9 protein-coding genes and 2 pseudogenes are annotated in these 16186 nt (G+C 69.2%); 6 read left to right on the top strand and 5 right to left on the bottom strand.

The genetic code is table 11. The annotated features are described in order from the left end of the window. The first annotated feature begins 256 nt into the window (after positions 1–256). Positions 257–1849, top strand: coding sequence for an APC family permease (locus tag ISN38_RS12340; protein ID WP_058361737.1), 1593 nt, complete (start codon positions 257–259; stop codon positions 1847–1849). 260 nt (positions 1850–2109) lie between these two features. On the opposite strand, the pseudogene ISN38_RS12335 reads toward ISN38_RS12340, so the two are convergent. After that, positions 2110–2463, bottom strand: a pseudogene (locus tag ISN38_RS12335) (peptidase M20); the annotation flags it as partial. A 296-nt stretch (positions 2464–2759) separates the two neighbouring features. Here ISN38_RS12335 and ISN38_RS12330 point away from each other — a divergent pair. The 3 genes from ISN38_RS12330 to treA all read left to right on the top strand — a co-directional run bounded on the left by ISN38_RS12330 (position 2760) and on the right by treA (position 9973). Beyond that, complete coding sequence (locus tag ISN38_RS12330) at positions 2760–4193, top strand: glycoside hydrolase family 5 protein (protein ID WP_206712221.1); 1434 nt, start codon at positions 2760–2762, stop codon at positions 4191–4193. Between the two features lie 312 nt (positions 4194–4505). Then, entirely contained in the window at positions 4506–7400 is a 2895-nt protein-coding gene (locus tag ISN38_RS12325; RefSeq protein ID WP_206711832.1) for a M16 family metallopeptidase, read from the top strand. 881 nt (positions 7401–8281) lie between these two features. Further along, positions 8282–9973 (top strand): alpha,alpha-trehalase TreA, encoded by a 1692-nt coding sequence (gene treA / locus ISN38_RS12320; protein ID WP_206711831.1) that lies wholly within the window; start codon positions 8282–8284, stop codon positions 9971–9973. Positions 9974–10083: 110 nt separating this feature from the next. Here the strand turns inward: treA and ISN38_RS12315 are convergent, their stop codons facing one another. Continuing rightward, entirely contained in the window at positions 10084–10773 is a 690-nt protein-coding gene (locus tag ISN38_RS12315) for a lytic transglycosylase domain-containing protein (RefSeq protein WP_241753937.1), read from the bottom strand. 633 nt (positions 10774–11406) lie between these two features. Then, positions 11407–12417 carry a hypothetical protein gene (locus ISN38_RS12310; RefSeq protein ID WP_230839091.1) on the bottom strand — a complete coding sequence of 337 codons (1011 nt, stop codon included), beginning with the start codon at positions 12415–12417 and terminating at the stop codon, positions 11407–11409. A 271-nt stretch (positions 12418–12688) separates the two neighbouring features. On the opposite strand from ISN38_RS12310, the pseudogene ISN38_RS12305 reads away from it, so the two are divergent. After that, a pseudogene (locus tag ISN38_RS12305) lies at positions 12689–13467 on the top strand (transporter substrate-binding domain-containing protein). Between the two features lie 107 nt (positions 13468–13574). Here ISN38_RS12305 and ISN38_RS12300 read toward each other — a convergent pair. Continuing rightward, positions 13575–14474 (bottom strand): AraC family transcriptional regulator, encoded by a 900-nt coding sequence (locus ISN38_RS12300; RefSeq protein WP_003465780.1) that lies wholly within the window; start codon positions 14472–14474, stop codon positions 13575–13577. A gap of 301 nt (positions 14475–14775) precedes the next feature. Here ISN38_RS12300 and ISN38_RS12295 point away from each other — a divergent pair, with 301 nt between their 5' ends. Continuing rightward, positions 14776–15135 (top strand): hypothetical protein, encoded by a 360-nt coding sequence (locus tag ISN38_RS12295; RefSeq protein WP_003465782.1) that lies wholly within the window; start codon positions 14776–14778, stop codon positions 15133–15135. Between the two features lie 31 nt (positions 15136–15166). Here ISN38_RS12295 and ISN38_RS12290 read toward each other — a convergent pair whose 3' ends face one another. Further along, a complete protein-coding gene (locus ISN38_RS12290; RefSeq protein ID WP_003465783.1) occupies positions 15167–16078 on the bottom strand; it encodes a CorA family divalent cation transporter in 912 nt (303 codons plus the stop codon). Positions 16079–16186 lie beyond the last annotated feature (108 nt).

The raw sequence follows: 16186 nt of genomic DNA, 5'->3' as shown, positions 1-16186 counted from the left end.
AAAGGACGCTGCGGACTGTAGGCCCGTGCCGCGTAAGCGCGCTATTGCGCTATGCGGTTGGGGCGTAAAGCTTGCGTAAGAAGTTTCGGGACTCGGGACTCGGGACTCGGAAAAGCGTAACGCCGCGAACTGGGGCATTACCGACTTCCGTTCTTCCAGTCCCGAGTCCCAAGTCGCGCGCCCAAAGCCGTGCGATCCCCGGCCGCATCTGCGATCATTCCCGGTTTCCCGCTGCCGACGCTGCCAGGAACCTCCCATGACCCAGACTGCCTTGCGCCGCGATGTCGGCCCATTCGCCCTGATGCTCACCGGCCTGGGCTCGATCATCGGCTCCGGCTGGCTGTTCGGCGCCTGGCGCGCCGCCGGGCTGGCCGGCCCCGGCGCGATCTGGGCCTGGCTGCTGGGCGCGGCGATCGTTACCACCATCGCCCTGGCTTACGCCGAACTGGGCGCGATGTTCCCCGAGTCCGGCGGCATGGTCCGCTACAGCCACTACTCGCACGGCTCGCTGGTCGGCTTCATCGCCGGCTGGGCCAACTGGATCGCGATCGTGTCGGTGATCCCGGTCGAAGCCGAGGCGTCGGTGCAGTACATGGCGTCGTGGCCGTGGCAGTGGGCGCAGGATCTGTACGTGCAGCAGCCCGGTGGCGCAGGCGAGCTATCGGTGCCGGGCCTGTACATCGCCGCGGCGCTGGTGCTGGTGTATTTCCTGCTGAACTTCTGGAGCGTGAAGCTGTTCGCGCGCTCCAACAGCCTGATCACCGTGTTCAAGCTGGTGGTGCCGGCGCTGACCGGCATCGCGCTGGTCGCCAGCGGTTTCCACAGCGAGAATTTCAGCGTCGGCCTGCATGGCGGCACGCATACGATCGATTTCGCGGCGGTGCTGACCGCGGTGGCCACCGCCGGCATCGTGTTCAGCTTCAACGGCTTCCAGAGTCCGGTGAATCTGGCCGGCGAAGCGCGCGATCCCGGGCGCAGCATTCCGTTCGCGGTGCTCGGTTCGATCGCGCTGGCCACGGTGATCTACGTGATCCTGCAGGTGGCCTACATCGGCGCGGTGCCGCCGGAGCTGCTGGCCAAGGCCGGCTGGCACGGCATCGATTTCCGCTCGCCGTTCGCGCAGCTGGCGATCATCGTCAACCTGCACTGGCTGGCGATGCTGCTGTACGTGGACGCCTTCGTCAGCCCCAGCGGCACCGGCATCACCTACACCGCCACCACCGCGCGGATGATCTACGGCATGGAGCGCAACGGCACGCTGCCGGCGGTACTGGGCAAGCTGCATCCGCACTGGGGCGTGCCGCGCCCGGCGATGTTATTCAACCTGGCGGTGTCCTACCTGTTCCTGTTCTTCTTCCGCGGCTGGGGCACGCTAGCCGCGGTGATCTCGGTGGCCACGATCATCTCCTACCTGACCGGCCCGATCAGCGCGATGGCGCTGCGCCGCCACGCGCCGGAGATGCACCGCCCGTTGCGCATCTTCGGCCTGCCGGTGCTGGCCGCCGCCGCGTTCGTGCTGGCCACCGAACTGCTGTACTGGGCGCGCTGGCCGCTGACCGGCGAGATCATCGTGCTGATGCTGGTGGCGCTGCCGGTGTACGCGTATTACCAGCATCGCCAGGGCTGGGAGGATTTCGGCCGGCACCTGCGTGGCGCCAGCTGGTTGATCGCCTACCTGCCGACCATCGCGCTGCTGTCGTGGGCCGGCAGTACCACCTTCGGCGGGCATGGCTACCTGTCCTATGGACCGGACCTGATCGTGGTCGGCGTGGTCGCGCTGGGCTTCTACTTCTGGGGCGTGCGCGCCGGCTGGCGCACGCCGTCGTTGCAGCAGGCCAGCGCCGGCTGAGGCTGAGGCTGGTGCTGGTTCGGGACTCGGGACTCGGGACTCGGGACTCGGGACTCGGGACTCGGAAGAGCGTGGCGTCGCAACCTGAAGCTCTACCAACTTCCGTTCTTCCGTTCTTCCGTTCTTCCGGTCTTCCGGTCCCGAGTCCCGAGTCCCGAGTCCACCGGCGTGAAGTCGCGCGCTTGCGCCTGCTTCTTCCAAGGCCTCGAAATCCAGCCCGGCGCGCTTGAACAGGTCCACGGCCAGGTCGCGCGGGATCCAGCCTTCTGCTTGCCCTGGGTCAGCGCCTGAGGCTGGCCGCCGTTCTCGATCGCCAGCTGCGGGCTGCCGACGATCTCGGCACGGCGCAGCGGCACCGTCTGCGTCCACAGGCGCTTGCCGGCGCGCAGGTCGCCGGCCCGGCTGCAGCCCGGCGGCCTGGAACTGCGCGCTCAGGTAGCCACGGTCTTGTCCTCGCCCGGCGTGGCCGGCGCGCGGCCGGCGTACGCGTCGGAGGCCAGCGTCTTGACGTCGGCGGAAATGCGCTGGGTGTCGAAACGCGGTACGGACGGCGGCGCCGCCATCAATGCGCCGGCAACCGCCAGCGCCAGCATGCCCATGATCGGTCGCTTCACTCTTGCCCCTTGGAGTTGGCGGATGCGTTCGAATGTAGCGACGCCGGCGGCGGGCGAGCACGCGCTGCCGGCGCCGCCCAGGAAAACATGATTTATATCACAAATTTCCATCGGCGCGTGTTCTAATCGCCGCGCTCGCGAATCGCCCCGCAGGGTCCGTGGACAACACCGTTTTCTGTGCGGTCAATCACGGCACCCGCCTCATCCGCTCTCGATGATGCCCGCCATCCGCCAGCCTGCGCCCCCACCTTGGCCGCTCCGTCTTGGACCGGCCGCTTTCGGAGTGAACAGAGATGATGTCGATGTCGAGAAAATCCCGCATCAGCCGCTGCGTGCTGGCCGCAGCGTTGCTGGCGGCAAGCGGTTCGGCATGGAGCTACGCCATCAACGGCGGCAAGGTCGTGGACGACAAGGGCAACGCCGTGCAGCTGCGCGGCGTCAACTGGTTCGGTTTGGATACCAACGTGCACACCGTGCACGGCCTGTGGGCGCGCAACTGGAAGGACATGATCACGCAGATGCAGGGCCTGGGCTTCAACGCGGTGCGCCTGCCGTTCTGCCCGCAGACCTTGAACGGCACCACGCCGAGCAGTATCGACTACGGCCTCAATCCCGACCTGCAGGGCCTGAGCGCGCTGCAGGTGATGGGCAAGGTGATCAACGAACTCAGCCGCCGCGGCATGTACGTGCTGCTCGACCACCACACGCCGGACTGCAATGCGATTTCCGAGCTGTGGTACACCTCCTCCTATAGCGAGCAGCAGTGGCTCAAGGACCTGAGCTTCGTCGCCAAGCGCTACGCAAACGTGCCGGGCGTGATCGGCCTGGACCTGAAGAACGAGCCGCATGGCGCGGCCACCTGGGGCAGCGGCAATGCAAGCACCGACTGGAACAAGGCCGCCGAACGCGCTTCGGCGGCGGTGCTGAAGGTGGCGCCGAAATGGCTGATCGTTGTCGAGGGCATAAGTGATAGCGCTAACTGCTCCAGCAGTGGCGGCCACTTCTGGGGCGGCAACCTGGAGCCGCTGGCCTGCACCGCGCTGAAGATCCCGGCCAACCGCCTGCTGCTGGCACCGCATGTATACGGTCCGGACGTGTTCATGCAGTCCTATTTCAGCGCCTCCAATTTCCCGGCCAATATGCCGACGATCTGGGAGCGGCATTTCGGCCAGTTCGCCAAATCCGGGCATGCCTTGCTGCTGGGCGAGTTCGGCGGCAAGTACGGCCAGGGCAATGCGCTGGACGTGCAGTGGCACAACGCGCTGGTCAACTACCTGATCGGCAAGGGCATCCACAGCGGCTTCTACTGGTCGTGGAATCCGAACAGCAACGACACCGGCGGCATCCTCAACGACGACTGGAAGTCGGTACGTACCGACAAGGTCACCCTGCTGAAGAAACTGTGGGGCGATTCCAGCAGTTCGACACCGACGCCCACTGCTGCCCTCAGTCCTGCGCTCACATCCACCCAGGGCGGCGCCAGCTTCAGCACCAAGACCGTGGTGGACAGCGACTGGAATGCCGGCTATTGCCACCGCGTGCAGGTGACCAACACCGGCAAGGCCAGCGGCAACTGGGCGGTCAGCCTGTCGATCGGCGGCGCCGTCAACAACCTGTGGAATGCGACGTGGACGCAGTCCGGCAGCACGCTCAACGCTGCCGGCGTAGGCTGGAACAAGACCCTGGCCCCCGGCGCCAGCGCCGAATTCGGCTTCTGCGCCGCGCGCTGAGCGCCTGCAGCGACACCGTCATCGCGCGTCCTGCGCGGCGATGGCAACGACCGGCAGCGCTCACGGCGCTGCCGGTCGCGTTTCGGGCCAGCACCATGAGCGGCGGCGCGGATGACGATCGTTGCGTGCGCGGATCCGTCCTGCGCGACACATCGGACATCGGACGACGGGCTTCTCCTCGGCAGCGGCCGCCACGGCGTCTGCGGCTCGGCACAGCCCCCGCGGCCAGGCATCGGTGCCCTGCCATAAGTCACCTTCCGGGTCCGGCACGCGGCCACTATGCTGTTCGATCATCCTCATCAGGCACGGTCCATGCTCCGACCCTTGTCGTTGTTGATCTCCAGCATCCTCACCCTTGGCGTCGGTGCCGCCATCGCCCCAGCCAGCGCCGCGCTGCCGGTGCTGGCCGCCAAGGCCACCGTGCCGGAGATCGCCTACACCCGCTTCACCCTGCCCAACGGCCTGACCGTGGTGGTGCACGAGGACCACAAGGCGCCGGTGGTGGCGGTGAGCATCTGGTACCACATCGGCTCCGGCGACGAGCCGGCCGGCAAGACCGGCTTCGCCCACCTGTTCGAACACCTGATGTTCTCCGGCTCGGAAAACCACAAGGGCAGCTATTTCCAGCCGTTCGAGAAAGTCGGCGCTAACGACATGAACGGCACCACCGGGTCCGACCGCACCAACTACTTCGAGACCGTGCCGACCACCGCCCTGGACCTGGCGCTGTGGATGGAATCGGACCGCATGGGCCACCTGCTCGGCGCGATCGGGCAGAAGGAACTGGATACGCAGCGCGGCGTGGTGCAGAACGAGAAGCGCCAGGGCGAGAACGCCCCCTACGGGCGCGTGGACGAGAACATCCTGGCCAACATCTTCCCGGCCAACCATCCGTACCAGCACACGACCATCGGCTCGATGGCCGACCTCGACGCGGCGTCGCTGGACGACGTCAAGCAGTGGTTCCACGACAACTACGGCGCCGCCAACACCACCCTGGTGCTGGCCGGCGACATCACCGTGGCCCAGGCCCAGGCCAAGGCCGCGCAGTACTTCGGCGACATCCCCGCCGGCAAGCCGGTGCCGCGCCAGCAGCCGTGGATCACCCCGCTGGCCAGGCAGACCCGCGGCGTGCAGCACGACCATGTCGCGCAGCCGCGCATCTACCGCACCTGGGTGGCGCCGCAACTGGGCAGCGACGACGCGGTGCAGCTGGACCTGGCCAGCAACGTGCTCGGCGGCGGCAAGACCAGCCGCCTGTACCAGCGCCTGGTGTACCGCGACAACCTGGTGGACGATGTCTCGGCCAGCATCCAGCCGTTCGCGCTGGCCAGCCAGTTGCAGATCGTCGCCGACGTGAGGGACGGCGCGGACCCGGCCAAGGTCGAGGCCGCCATCGCCGACGAGCTGAAGAAATTCCTGGCCGAAGGCCCGAGCGCCGACGAACTGCAGCGCGCGCAGGTCGCGTCCCGCGCCGGCTTCGTGCGCGGCCTGGAGAAGGTCGGCGGCTTCACCGGCAAGGCCGCGATCCTGGCCGAGGGCCAGGTCTACCGCAACGATCCGGGCGCCTACCAGCACGACCTGCAGCGCGCCCAGGCCGCCACTGTGGCCAGCGTGCGCAAGGCCGCCGACACCTGGTTCGGCAAGGGCGACTACCTGCTGACCGTGCTGCCGGCCGGCGACGGCTTCGACCCGGCGGCCGAGGACAAGGCGGTCAAGCCGCTGCCCGTGGCCGCCGGCAAGCCCGCACCCAAGCTGCTGACCAAGGCCAGCTACAGCGTCGGCAAGAACCAGGTCAACCGCGCCGCCGGCATCCCGGAGACTAGCCAGTTTCCGAGCCTGAGCTTCCCGCAGCTGCAGCGCGGCAAGCTCAAGAACGGCATCGAAGTGGTGCTGGCCGAACGCCACACCATCCCGGTGACCCAGGTCGAACTGCTGTTCGACGCCGGCTACGCGGCCGACCAGGGCGGCAAGCTCGGCACCGCCAACTTCACCGCCGCGCTGATGAACGAGAGCACCCGCAGCCTGGATTCGGTGGAAGTGGCGCAGCGCCGCCAGCGCCTGGGCGCGATCACCAGCGTGGCGTGCGAGCTGGACAGCTGCGCCGCCTCGCTCGACGCGCTCAACGACCAGCTGGCGCCGTCGCTGGCGCTGTTTGCCGACATCGTGCGTAACCCGGCGTTCAAGGCCGAGGACATCGAGCGCATCCGCGGCCAGTGGCTGGCTTCCATCGCGCAGGAGAAGACCGAACCGCAGGACCTGGCGCTGCGCATCCTGCCGCCGCTGCTGTACGGCCCGCAGCATCCCTACGGCGTGCCGCTCACCGGCAGCGGTACCGAGGCGGCGATCAAGAGCCTGAGCGCCAGCGACCTGGCCGCGTTCCAGAACACCTGGCTGCGCCCGGACAACCTGCGCATCCTGGTCGCCGGCGACACCACCCTGGGGCAGATCATCCCGCAGCTGGACGCGGCGTTCGGCGACTGGCAGCCGCCGGCAGCCACGCGCCCGAGCAAGACCCTGGCGCAGGTCGCCGCGCAGCCCAAACCGCGCGTGTTTCTGATCAACCGCGCCGACGCGCCGCAGTCGCTGATCCTGGCCGGCCTGCTGGCGCCGTCGAACAAGGCGCCGAACAACATCGTCATCGGCGTGGCCAACGGCGCTTTCGGCGGCGACTTTACCTCGCGGCTGAACATGAACCTGCGCGAGGACAAGCGCTGGTCCTACGGAGCCTACACCTTCATGCTGGATACGCAGGGCCAGCGCCCGTTCCTGTTCTCAGCCCCGGTGCAGACCGACAAGACCGCCGAGTCGGCTGCCGAGATCCTGAAGGAAGCCAAGGCCGTGGTCGGCGACAAGCCGCTGACCGCCGAGGAGATCGCCAACAGCAAGACCCAGCGCATCCGCGCCCTGCCGGGCAGCTTCGAAACCACCGACGCGGTGCTGGGCATGGTCGAAAGGATCGTCCAGTACGGGCGCCCGGACGACTACGTGCAGACCCTGAAGACGCACATGGAAGGCATCGACCAGGCAGCCGCGCAGGCGGCGATCAAGGCGATCGTCGCGCCGCAGGCGATGACCTGGGTCATCGTCGGCGACCTCAAGCAGATCGAGGCGCCGGTGCGCGCGCTGAAGCTGGGCCAGGTGCAGGTGCTGGACAGCGACGGCCAGCCGGTCAAGGCGAAGGCCAAGGCCACCGCCAAGCAGTAACGCGACACCCACATGGCCGGGAACTGCCGGCCATGCGTTGCAACGCGGCGTGCGGGCGGATCGCCCGCGACGCTGGACGTCTCGGCAGTACCACACCCCTGTGCAATGGTCCACACCCTGCCCCGCTGCATCGTCCTGCACAGCCGTGGAGAGTGCTTGATCCTGTCGGCCAGCCCAGTTCCCGTGTCGGGACTGACTCGATCGTGTCGGTAACGCCGGATTCCCGAATCCCGACCACTGGGCGCAGCCGACGCCGGCTTGTCGCGCCTGCTCGAAGGCGCCGTGCTTGAACTCGGCACCGATGCGTCCCACCTGGCTTGCGGCCCCTGCCGACCGCCGGCCATCTGCCCCAGATCGTTTTGACTCGTGCGCTCCCATCGCTGTCCGACCGGCAGCGAATTTCTTGGTTGTCGCCGCCATGCGCGAGTAGCGCGGTGTTCGAGCAAGCGGGCGTGTCGGACAGGGACTGCGCTCTGGTGAACACCGCCTTCCGGCGTGCCGCCGATGTGGGCATGCGCGAAGTGGAGCGTCATCTGTAAGCAACACCGCAGGCCGTCCACCCAGAGCACTGCAAGCATCGCCCCTCGGCACGCTGATCGGCTGGGCGATGGGCAGACCGGTGCTCCTGCCAGGTGTCGCGACCACCGCGACCCGCCGATTGGCGCCGCTTTTGCATCGCTTGCGATATGCCCCCGGCCATGCCTCCGTTCAAGCCGATCGTAACGCGGCCGCTATCAGCAGATCGGCTAACCGCGCCACGCGCTGCCAGGATCGCGGCGCATGCACGCCTGTTCCTCGGCAAGCGACCGCCACAGCCGCCAGTCACCCGCCTCCTCCTTCGGTCGTTTACCATGCCGCACGCATCCTGCTCTGGACTCGAGATGAGCCATGCCGCTCCCCCCTGTTGCACGCCGCTGCTGAGCCTGTCGCTGGGCCTGCTGCTGGGCAACTACGACACCGCCTCGGCGCAGCCCACGCCGCGCGCGATGCAGACCGCGCGGGCGCCGGCGCCGCTGACCCCGGACCTGGCCTATCCCGAACTGTTCCAGGCTGTACAGCGACAGGAACTGTTCGACGACCAGAAGCACTTCGTCGATGCGCTGCCGCTGCGCGACCCGGCGCTGATCAACGCCGACTACCTGGCGCAGCGCCAGCAGCCGGGCTTCGACCTGCCCCGCTTCGTCGCCGCCAACTTTGAGGAATCCGGCCCGGTGCAGACCGAGGCGATCCGCCAGGACACCGGCCTGCGCGAGCACATCGACGCGCTGTGGCCGCTGCTGGTGCGGCGCCAGGTGGACGTGCCGGCGCACAGCAGCCTGCTGTCGCTGCCGCAGCCCTATGTGGTGCCGGGCGGGCGCTTCCGCGAGGTCTACTACTGGGATTCGTACTTCACCATGCTCGGCCTGGTCGAGAGCGGCGAGCAGGAGCGCAGCCGGCAGATGCTGGACAACTTTGCCTACCTGATCGACACCTACGGGCACATCCCCAACGGCAACCGCAGCTACTACCTGAGCCGCTCGCAGCCGCCGTTCTTCTCGCACATGGTGCAGCTGCAGGCCAAGGTGGAAGGCGACGCCGCCTATGCGCGCTACCTGCCGCAGTTGCAGAAGGAATACGCGTACTGGATGCAGGGCGCGCAGGCGTTGGCGCCGGGCAGCGCGCAGGCGCACGTGGTGCGGCTGGCCGACGGCAGCCTGCTCAACCGCTACTGGGACGCGCGCGACACGCCGCGCCCGGAAGCCTGGCTGCACGACGTGCGCACCGCCGCCGAGGCCAAGGACCGCCCCGCCGCTGACGTCTACCGCGACCTGCGCGCCGGCGCCGAGAGCGGCTGGGACTATTCCAGCCGCTGGCTCGGCGACCGCAAGACCCTGGCCACCATCCGCACCACCGCCATCGTCCCGGTCGATCTCAACAGCCTGCTCTACCACCTCGAAACCACCCTGGCCGTGGCCTGCAAAAAGAACCCGGGCGCTTCGGGCTGCGACACCGACTACGCGGCCCTGGCCAGCGCGCGCAAGACCGCGATGGACAAGCACCTTTGGAGCGATGCCGGCTACTACGCCGACTACGACTGGCAACAGCGCCGGCTGCGCGAACAGGTCACCGCCGCGGCGCTGTATCCGCTGTTCGTCGGCATCGCCTCGCCGGCGCGCGCCAAGCGCAGCGCCGACACTGTGCAGGCGCAGCTGCTGCGTCCCGGCGGCCTGGCCACCACCCGCCTGCATACCGGTCAGCAATGGGACGAACCCAACGGCTGGGCGCCGCTGCAATGGATCGCGGTGGACGGCCTGCGCCGCTACGGCCAGGACGCGCTGGCGCAGCGCATCGGCAGCCGCTTCCTGGCGCGGGTGCAGGCGCTGTTCGCGCAGCAGCACAAGCTGGTGGAGAAGTACGGCGTCGACGCCAAGGCCCAGGGCGGCGGCGGCGGCGAATACGCGTTGCAGGACGGCTTCGGCTGGACCAACGGCGTGACCCTGCTGTTGCTGGACCTGTACGCGAAACCGGCCGTCGCCGCGCCGCCCGCAGCGGCGGCGCAGCGCCACGCACAGCCGGAGCCGGCCACGCCCTGAGGCGACGGCCGGCGGGTGTGCGGCCACGGCATCGTCGCCATCCCCTCGCCTTACGAACCGCTGACGCTACCGGTGAACGCGCAGCGCGGCCCGCTGTTCACCGTCGCGCGCTACTGCGCCGGCATTTCCGTCCTGATCCCCATCGCCTCGCGGTAGCGCTGGTACAGCGCCATCACCTTGTCGATGTAGTCGCGGGTTTCCGCATACGGCGGCACGCCGCGATAGCGCGCCACGGTGCCGATGCCGGCGTTGTAGGCGGCCGCGGCCAGGGTGCGGTCGCCCTGGTAGCGGCGCAGCAGCGACTGCATGTAGCGCGCACCGCCGGCGATCGACTGATCGGCGGCGAACGGATCGGCCACGCCGTATTCCTTCGCCACCTCGGGCATCAGCTGCATCACGCCCTGCGCGCCCTTCGGCGACACCGCCGCGGCGTCGAAGCCGCTTTCGGCATGCGCGATCGCGCGCAGCCACGGATCGTCCACCCCGGTGGCGCGCGCCGCGGCGTGGAACTGCCTGGCGTGCCTGTTCCACTGCGGCACGCCGACCTTGCCCAGGCCAGGATGCGCCGCCTCGCCGGGCGGGGTCACCGCGGTGAAGCGCAGGTATGGGCGCGAGCCGGGCAGATTGCGCGTGGAATACACCAGGCGCCCATCCTGGTCGCGCTCGTACAAGGTGCCGCTGAACACGCCCATGCTGCCCCACAGGTTGGGCTTGGCAATCGCGGCATCGTCCAGTTCCTTCGGCGTGCACCGCGACCCCGGCTCCGGCGCGGTCGCCAGGCTGACCGTGCCGTCACGCACGCAGCGGTAGACGGTACGCGCCTGCGCCGCAGCGACGACACAGCAGCACAGCAGCACAGCAGCAGGCTCAGCAGCATTCGGGCACAGCGCATGGGGCGGGAGATGGAACCGGCGACGGTGGGCGCGCATCATCGCGCACCGGGCGTCGGCGCGGGTGAGGACCGGCCAGGACGCTCGTTTTGACCCGCGCCGTTGTAGGAGCGGCTTCAGCCGCGACAGATTGCCAACGCCGCGGCGATCCCCGGCCTTTGCTTGGTCCATCTGTCATGATCGCTTCTGAAGCCCGGCGGCTGGACGGCGCCGCGCGTCGCGGCTGAAGCCGCTCCTACAGGAAGCTTGCTACCGACTCGCCGTGTGCACTGTAGGAGCGGCTTCAGCCGCGACAGGTTGCCAACGCCGCGGCGATCCCCGGCCTTTGCTTGGTCCATCCGTCACGATCGCTTCCGAAGCCCGGCAACTGGACGGCTCCGCGCGTCGCGAAGCCGCTCCCGCAGGAGACTTGCAGCGAGCCGGCCGGGTGCACTGTGGGAGGGCTTCAATCCCGACTGTTTCCGAGGCCCGATAGCTGGATGGCTCCGCTCGTCGCGACTGAAGCCGCTCCTACAACCGCAAGCAGCCCGGAAAACGCCACCGTTACGGCGCGCACGCCGCCAATTTCTGGTCGGCGTACCACAGCGCGCGCCGCGCCAGGTCGTAGGCGCTGTCGGCGGCGCGCGGCAGGGTCTGCTGCGCCAGGAGCGGGTCGGCACCGCGGGCCATGGCGTTTTCCACCCGCTGCAGGTCGCCCAGGTTGTCCAGCACCGGCTGCAGCAGGCGGCTGCGCTGCGCCGCCGGGCAGGCCGCACGGCGCTGCTCCAGTTCGCCGATCGCCTTGCGGATGCGGCGGCTGGCCTCGCCGTCCAGGCCGGGCGCCTTTTCCAACGCAATCGGCGCGGCCTTGTAGGCATCGCCGGTCGCCTCGCTGCCGAGATCGCCCGGGCGATCGTGCAGCGCCGGATTGAAGCGCACGTCCGGCGGCGGCCGCGCCACCGCCGGCTGGTGGCTGTTCTTGGGCAGCATCTTCTTCACTGCATCGCCGATGCCCTGCATCGCCACGTCGCCCAGGGTGCCGTCGCTGGCCCAGTCCTTGTCGAAGCGGGTGGGCCGGTAGTCGATCGGGTTCGGACGCTCGAGCAGGCGCTTGGCCTTGGCCAGGTCGCGCGGGTTGGTGGTGCCCGGCGGGGTGCCCGGCGCCTCGGCGAACGGGTCCACCGCCACGCCGTCCGGCAGCCGCGCGCTGCCATCGCGGGTGTACAGCGTGGCGCGCATCGACGCGGCAGGCGTGGCCACAGCGGCGGCAGTGCGGGTCGGTGGCGGCAGCGGCGCTTGCGCCGCGCGCGAGGCCGCCGGCGCGCGCCGTGCCGCAGCATGCGGCGCGGACTGGGCGGCCTGCGATGGCGGCGGCGCGGCGGGCGCTACCGAGCGCGGCACGAAGACCAGCCGCATCGCGTCGTGGGCACGCGCCGGCGCCGCCGCCGGCGCGATCAACAGCAGGCGGCCCAGCAGCAGCAGGATCAGCACGGTGGTGGCTGCCGCACCCAGGTGCAGCAGCCGGTCTTGCGCAGGTGCAGACGTCACGACGATCGAGATTCCATAGCGAGGCATGCGTCCACCGGAGGAGTGTTTCCGGACTGCGCTATGGTGCCGTGAGTTCCTGTGCCACACCGTGCCGGTCGGCACCGGCTGCCGTCGTGCACGGCCATGCGCCGCCGGACTGCAGGTGCAAAACCCCTGCCACGCTTGACGCTGCGCCATGCCGCAAGGAAACCGGCTAAGGTGGCCGGCGCCGATACGGCGACAGCCGGCGTACAGCCAGCGCGCGTCGTCGGCGCCGATATCCCCCGTTCTGGAGAACGCGCCTGTTGTGGAGAAGCACATGATCCGATGGCTCGGCGCCTGCCTGCTGAGCGCCGCCGCGCCGCTGCCGGCCACCGCGGCGCCCTCGCACCTGGACAGCATCGCGCAGCGCGGCACGCTGCGCGTGTGCACCACCGGCGACTACCTGCCGTACAGCCTGCTGCCGCGGACGGCGGCTACGAGGGCATCGACATCGCCCTGGCGCAATCGCTCGCGGCCAGCCTGGAGGTGCCGGTGACCTGGGTAGCCACGCGCTGGGCGACACTGCTGCCGGACCTGCTCGCCGATCGCTGCGACATCGCCGACGGCGGCATCTCGGTGTCGCTGCCGCGGCAGCGCCACGCCTGGTTCAGCGCGGTGCTCGACGTGGACGGCAAGATCCCGCTGGTACGCTGCGCCGACCAGCAGCGCTATCGCGACATCGCGCAGATCAATCGCGCCGAGGTGCGGGTGATCGAACCGCGCGGCGGCACCAACGACGCCTTCGCCCGCCGCGCGCTGCCGCAGGCGCAGCTGACCCTGTCCGACGACAACACCGCGATCTTCCGCGAACTACGCGAAGGCCACGCCGACGTGATGATCACCGACGCCTCCGAAGCGCGCTTCCAGCAGCGCCGCGTGCCCGGCCTGTGTGCGGTGAACCCGCAGCAGCCGCTGCAGTACAGCGAAAAGGCCTTCCTGCTGCCGCGCCACGACATGGCCTGGAAGGCCTACGTGGACCAGTGGCTGCACCTGAGCAAGGCCAGCGGCGAGTACCGCAAGGCACAGGTGCCGTGGCTGGGGGAGGCGGCCGAGTAGCTTGCCGGGAAGCGTTGCGGATCGCACGGTTGCCGGGATCGGCGATGTACGGCGCGTCATGCGCATCGACCATGATGCCGTAGCAATCGGCGAACGGCGGCGTGCGGTCAGCCAGCCTGGCCGAGCTGTTCGGCCAGGTCGTTGCGCGGCGAGCGGCCGTACAGGCGGCTGTATTCGCGACTGAACTGCGACGGGCTCTGGTAGCCGACGCGGTAGCCGGCCGCACCCACGTCCATCCGCTCCACCACCATCAGCCGCCGCGCCTCGCGCAGGCGCAACTGCTTCTGGTATTGCAGCGGGGTCATCGCGGTCACCGCATTGAAATGGTGATGCAGCGACGAAGCGCTCATGTTCACCTGCCGCGCCAGGTCTTCGATCCGCAGCGGCTCGGCGTAATGCTGGCGCAGCCACGCGATCGCCTTGGCGATGCGGTTGCTGGGGCTGTCCTCCTGCGCGATGCGCAGCAGGTTCGGGCCGCACGGACCGGTCAGCAGGCGATATAGGATTTCCTGCTCGATCAGCGGCGCCATCGCGGCGATATCGTCGGGCTGTTCGAGCAGCCTGAGCATGCGCAGCGTCGCATCCAGCAGCGCAGCGCTGGCGGTATTGACCGACACGCCGCGCACACAATCGGCGCTGGCCTGCACCGGCAGCGGAATGCGTTCGAGCAGGTCGCGCAGCCGGTCCGATCGGATCGCCATGCCCACGCCCAGCAACGGCCGCTCCGGGCTGGCCTGGGTGATCCGCGACACCACCGGCAGGTCCAGCGCCACCAGCAGATAGGTGCCGGCCGCGTAGCGGTATTCTTCGGTGCCCAGGCTCAGGCACTTCTCGCCCTGCACCACCAGGGCGAAGCAAGGCCATTGCGCGGTGTGTGCCTTTGGCGAGGGCGCGGTGCGGTGCGAACAGAACAGGCCGTCGATGGCGGTATCGCCGTCGCCGTCGGGGACGGCCAATCGGGCAATGAGTGCGGCGATTTCTTGATAGCGGTCGGCAAGCGCGTTCATCGGCGTCGGGCGCAGCGGCGGGCAATCGAGGGACCTACAGCTTGCCCGATGCTGCGACGGCGCGGTCGCCGCCATGGCACGGTTTGCAGGATCGGACAAGAATTCCGCGGGATCGCGATAACGCGCCGCGGCGCCGCGCTCGCATCCTGTGCAGGCCGGATCCCCCGTCGCGTCTACCGGAGTGCTCCCATGCCCCTGCTGCTTCCCGCCTCGCTCACCTGCATGCCGATCGCCGCCGCCGCGCCCTGCCGCGCCCTTTCCCACCACTGCACCGCGCCGCGCAACGCGCAGGGCTGAGCCGATGCAAGCGCATACCGAAGCCCTGGAAATCACCACCTTCCGCCTGCAGGACTGCACCTGGCGCACCTTCCTGCGCGCCAACGCCGAGGTCGATGCCTGGTTGCAGCGCCAGCCCGGCTTCCGCTCGCGGCGCATCGCGCGGCGCCGCGATGGCACCGTGGTCGACATGCTGCTGTGGGACAGCGTGGCCCACGGCACCGCCTCGGCACGGCGGCTGATGCGCGACCTGCAAGGCGCCGCGATCCATGCGCTGATCGATCCAGATACGGTGTCCTGGGACATCGCGCCGGTGCAGCACGTCAGCGGCGAAGAGCGCGGCGGCAACGAGGCGGAAGCCGAAGCCGACAGTCTCGCGGCTTAGGAACAGCGGCCGCCGACGGCGACCGGCGCGCTTACACCCAGCCGCGGCGGCGGAACCACGCCAGCGGCAGCACCACGCTCAGCGCGATCACGCCCAGCGCCCAGTAATAGGCGTCGTGCCACTTGAGTTCGGGCATGTGCGCGAAGTTCATGCCCCAGATGCCGACCAGCACCGTCGGCGGAATGCCCACCACCGACGCCACCGCCATCACCTTCATCACGTTGTTCTGGTCGATGTTGATCATGCCCAGCACGCTGTCGAGCAGGAACTCGACGCGGTCGTCCAGGTGCTGCTCGAATTCGCTCAGGGTGACCAGGTCCTTGTGCAGCAGGCCGATGCGCTTGGCCGCATCGTCGCCGAACCAGTCCGGCGCGGCGCCGTCCAGGTAGGTGGCCAGGCGCAACAGGCCGTGGCCGGCGTTGTGCATGCCGCCGAGCCGCCGGCCCATGCCGCCGACCGCGTGCAGCATGCGCTCCAGGTCCCGCGAGGTATGCGGTTGGTCGAAGGCCATGCGGGTGGTCTCGGTGATCTCCGCTTCCAGCGCTTCCAGCCGATCCGCCAGTTGCCCGACCAGCTGATCGAGCAGGCGCAGCAGCAGATCGTCGCTGCTCCGGCACGGGTTCTTCTCCAAGTGCGCGGCCACCGCTTGCAACGACCCCATGCGCTGCTCGCGCTGGGTCACCAGCACCCGCGGCGACAGCGCGAAGCCCAGCGGCGCGGTCGGGCCGTCCTCGTCCTGGAAGCGCGGCACGTTGAGGAACAGCACGTCGCCCTCGATGCGCACCCGGCTGCTGAACTCGATCTCGCCGATCGCCGCCCGCGTGGGCAAGGCGAACCCCACCTGCTGGTCGGCCTCGGCGAGTTCCTCGCGGCTGGGCTGGCACAGATCCACCCAGCAGAACGGTGGCGCGGACGTTCCGGCAATGCGGTGGATCGTGATCATCGGGATCGGCTCGATGGCGGGAGGGCGCGAGCATCCTCCGCCGCGGCTGAAGCGAACGTCAACGGCGCAGGCAAGGGCCGCGGCCGCCAACGCCGCGCCACCGCGCCG

It is taken from the genome of Xanthomonas translucens pv. undulosa, assembly GCF_017301775.1.
GTDB classification, from domain to species: domain Bacteria; phylum Pseudomonadota; class Gammaproteobacteria; order Xanthomonadales; family Xanthomonadaceae; genus Xanthomonas_A; species Xanthomonas_A translucens.
Note: the sequence above shows the minus strand (reverse complement) of the source record. Positions and strands in the feature narration are given on the sequence as shown.

Coding starts and splice junctions, on each gene's coding strand:
- ISN38_RS12340 (WP_058361737.1), top strand. CDS start 257: ATGACCCAGACTGCCTTGCGCCGCGATGTCGGCCCATTCGCCCTGATG.
- ISN38_RS12330 (WP_206712221.1), top strand. CDS start 2,760: ATGTCGATGTCGAGAAAATCCCGCATCAGCCGCTGCGTGCTGGCCGCA.
- ISN38_RS12325 (WP_206711832.1), top strand. CDS start 4,506: ATGCTCCGACCCTTGTCGTTGTTGATCTCCAGCATCCTCACCCTTGGC.
- treA (WP_206711831.1), top strand. CDS start 8,282: ATGAGCCATGCCGCTCCCCCCTGTTGCACGCCGCTGCTGAGCCTGTCG.
- ISN38_RS12310 (WP_230839091.1), bottom strand. CDS start 12,417: ATGCCTCGCTATGGAATCTCGATCGTCGTGACGTCTGCACCTGCGCAA.
- ISN38_RS12300 (WP_003465780.1), bottom strand. CDS start 14,474: ATGAACGCGCTTGCCGACCGCTATCAAGAAATCGCCGCACTCATTGCC.
- ISN38_RS12295 (WP_003465782.1), top strand. CDS start 14,776: ATGCAAGCGCATACCGAAGCCCTGGAAATCACCACCTTCCGCCTGCAG.
- ISN38_RS12290 (WP_003465783.1), bottom strand. CDS start 16,078: ATGATCACGATCCACCGCATTGCCGGAACGTCCGCGCCACCGTTCTGC.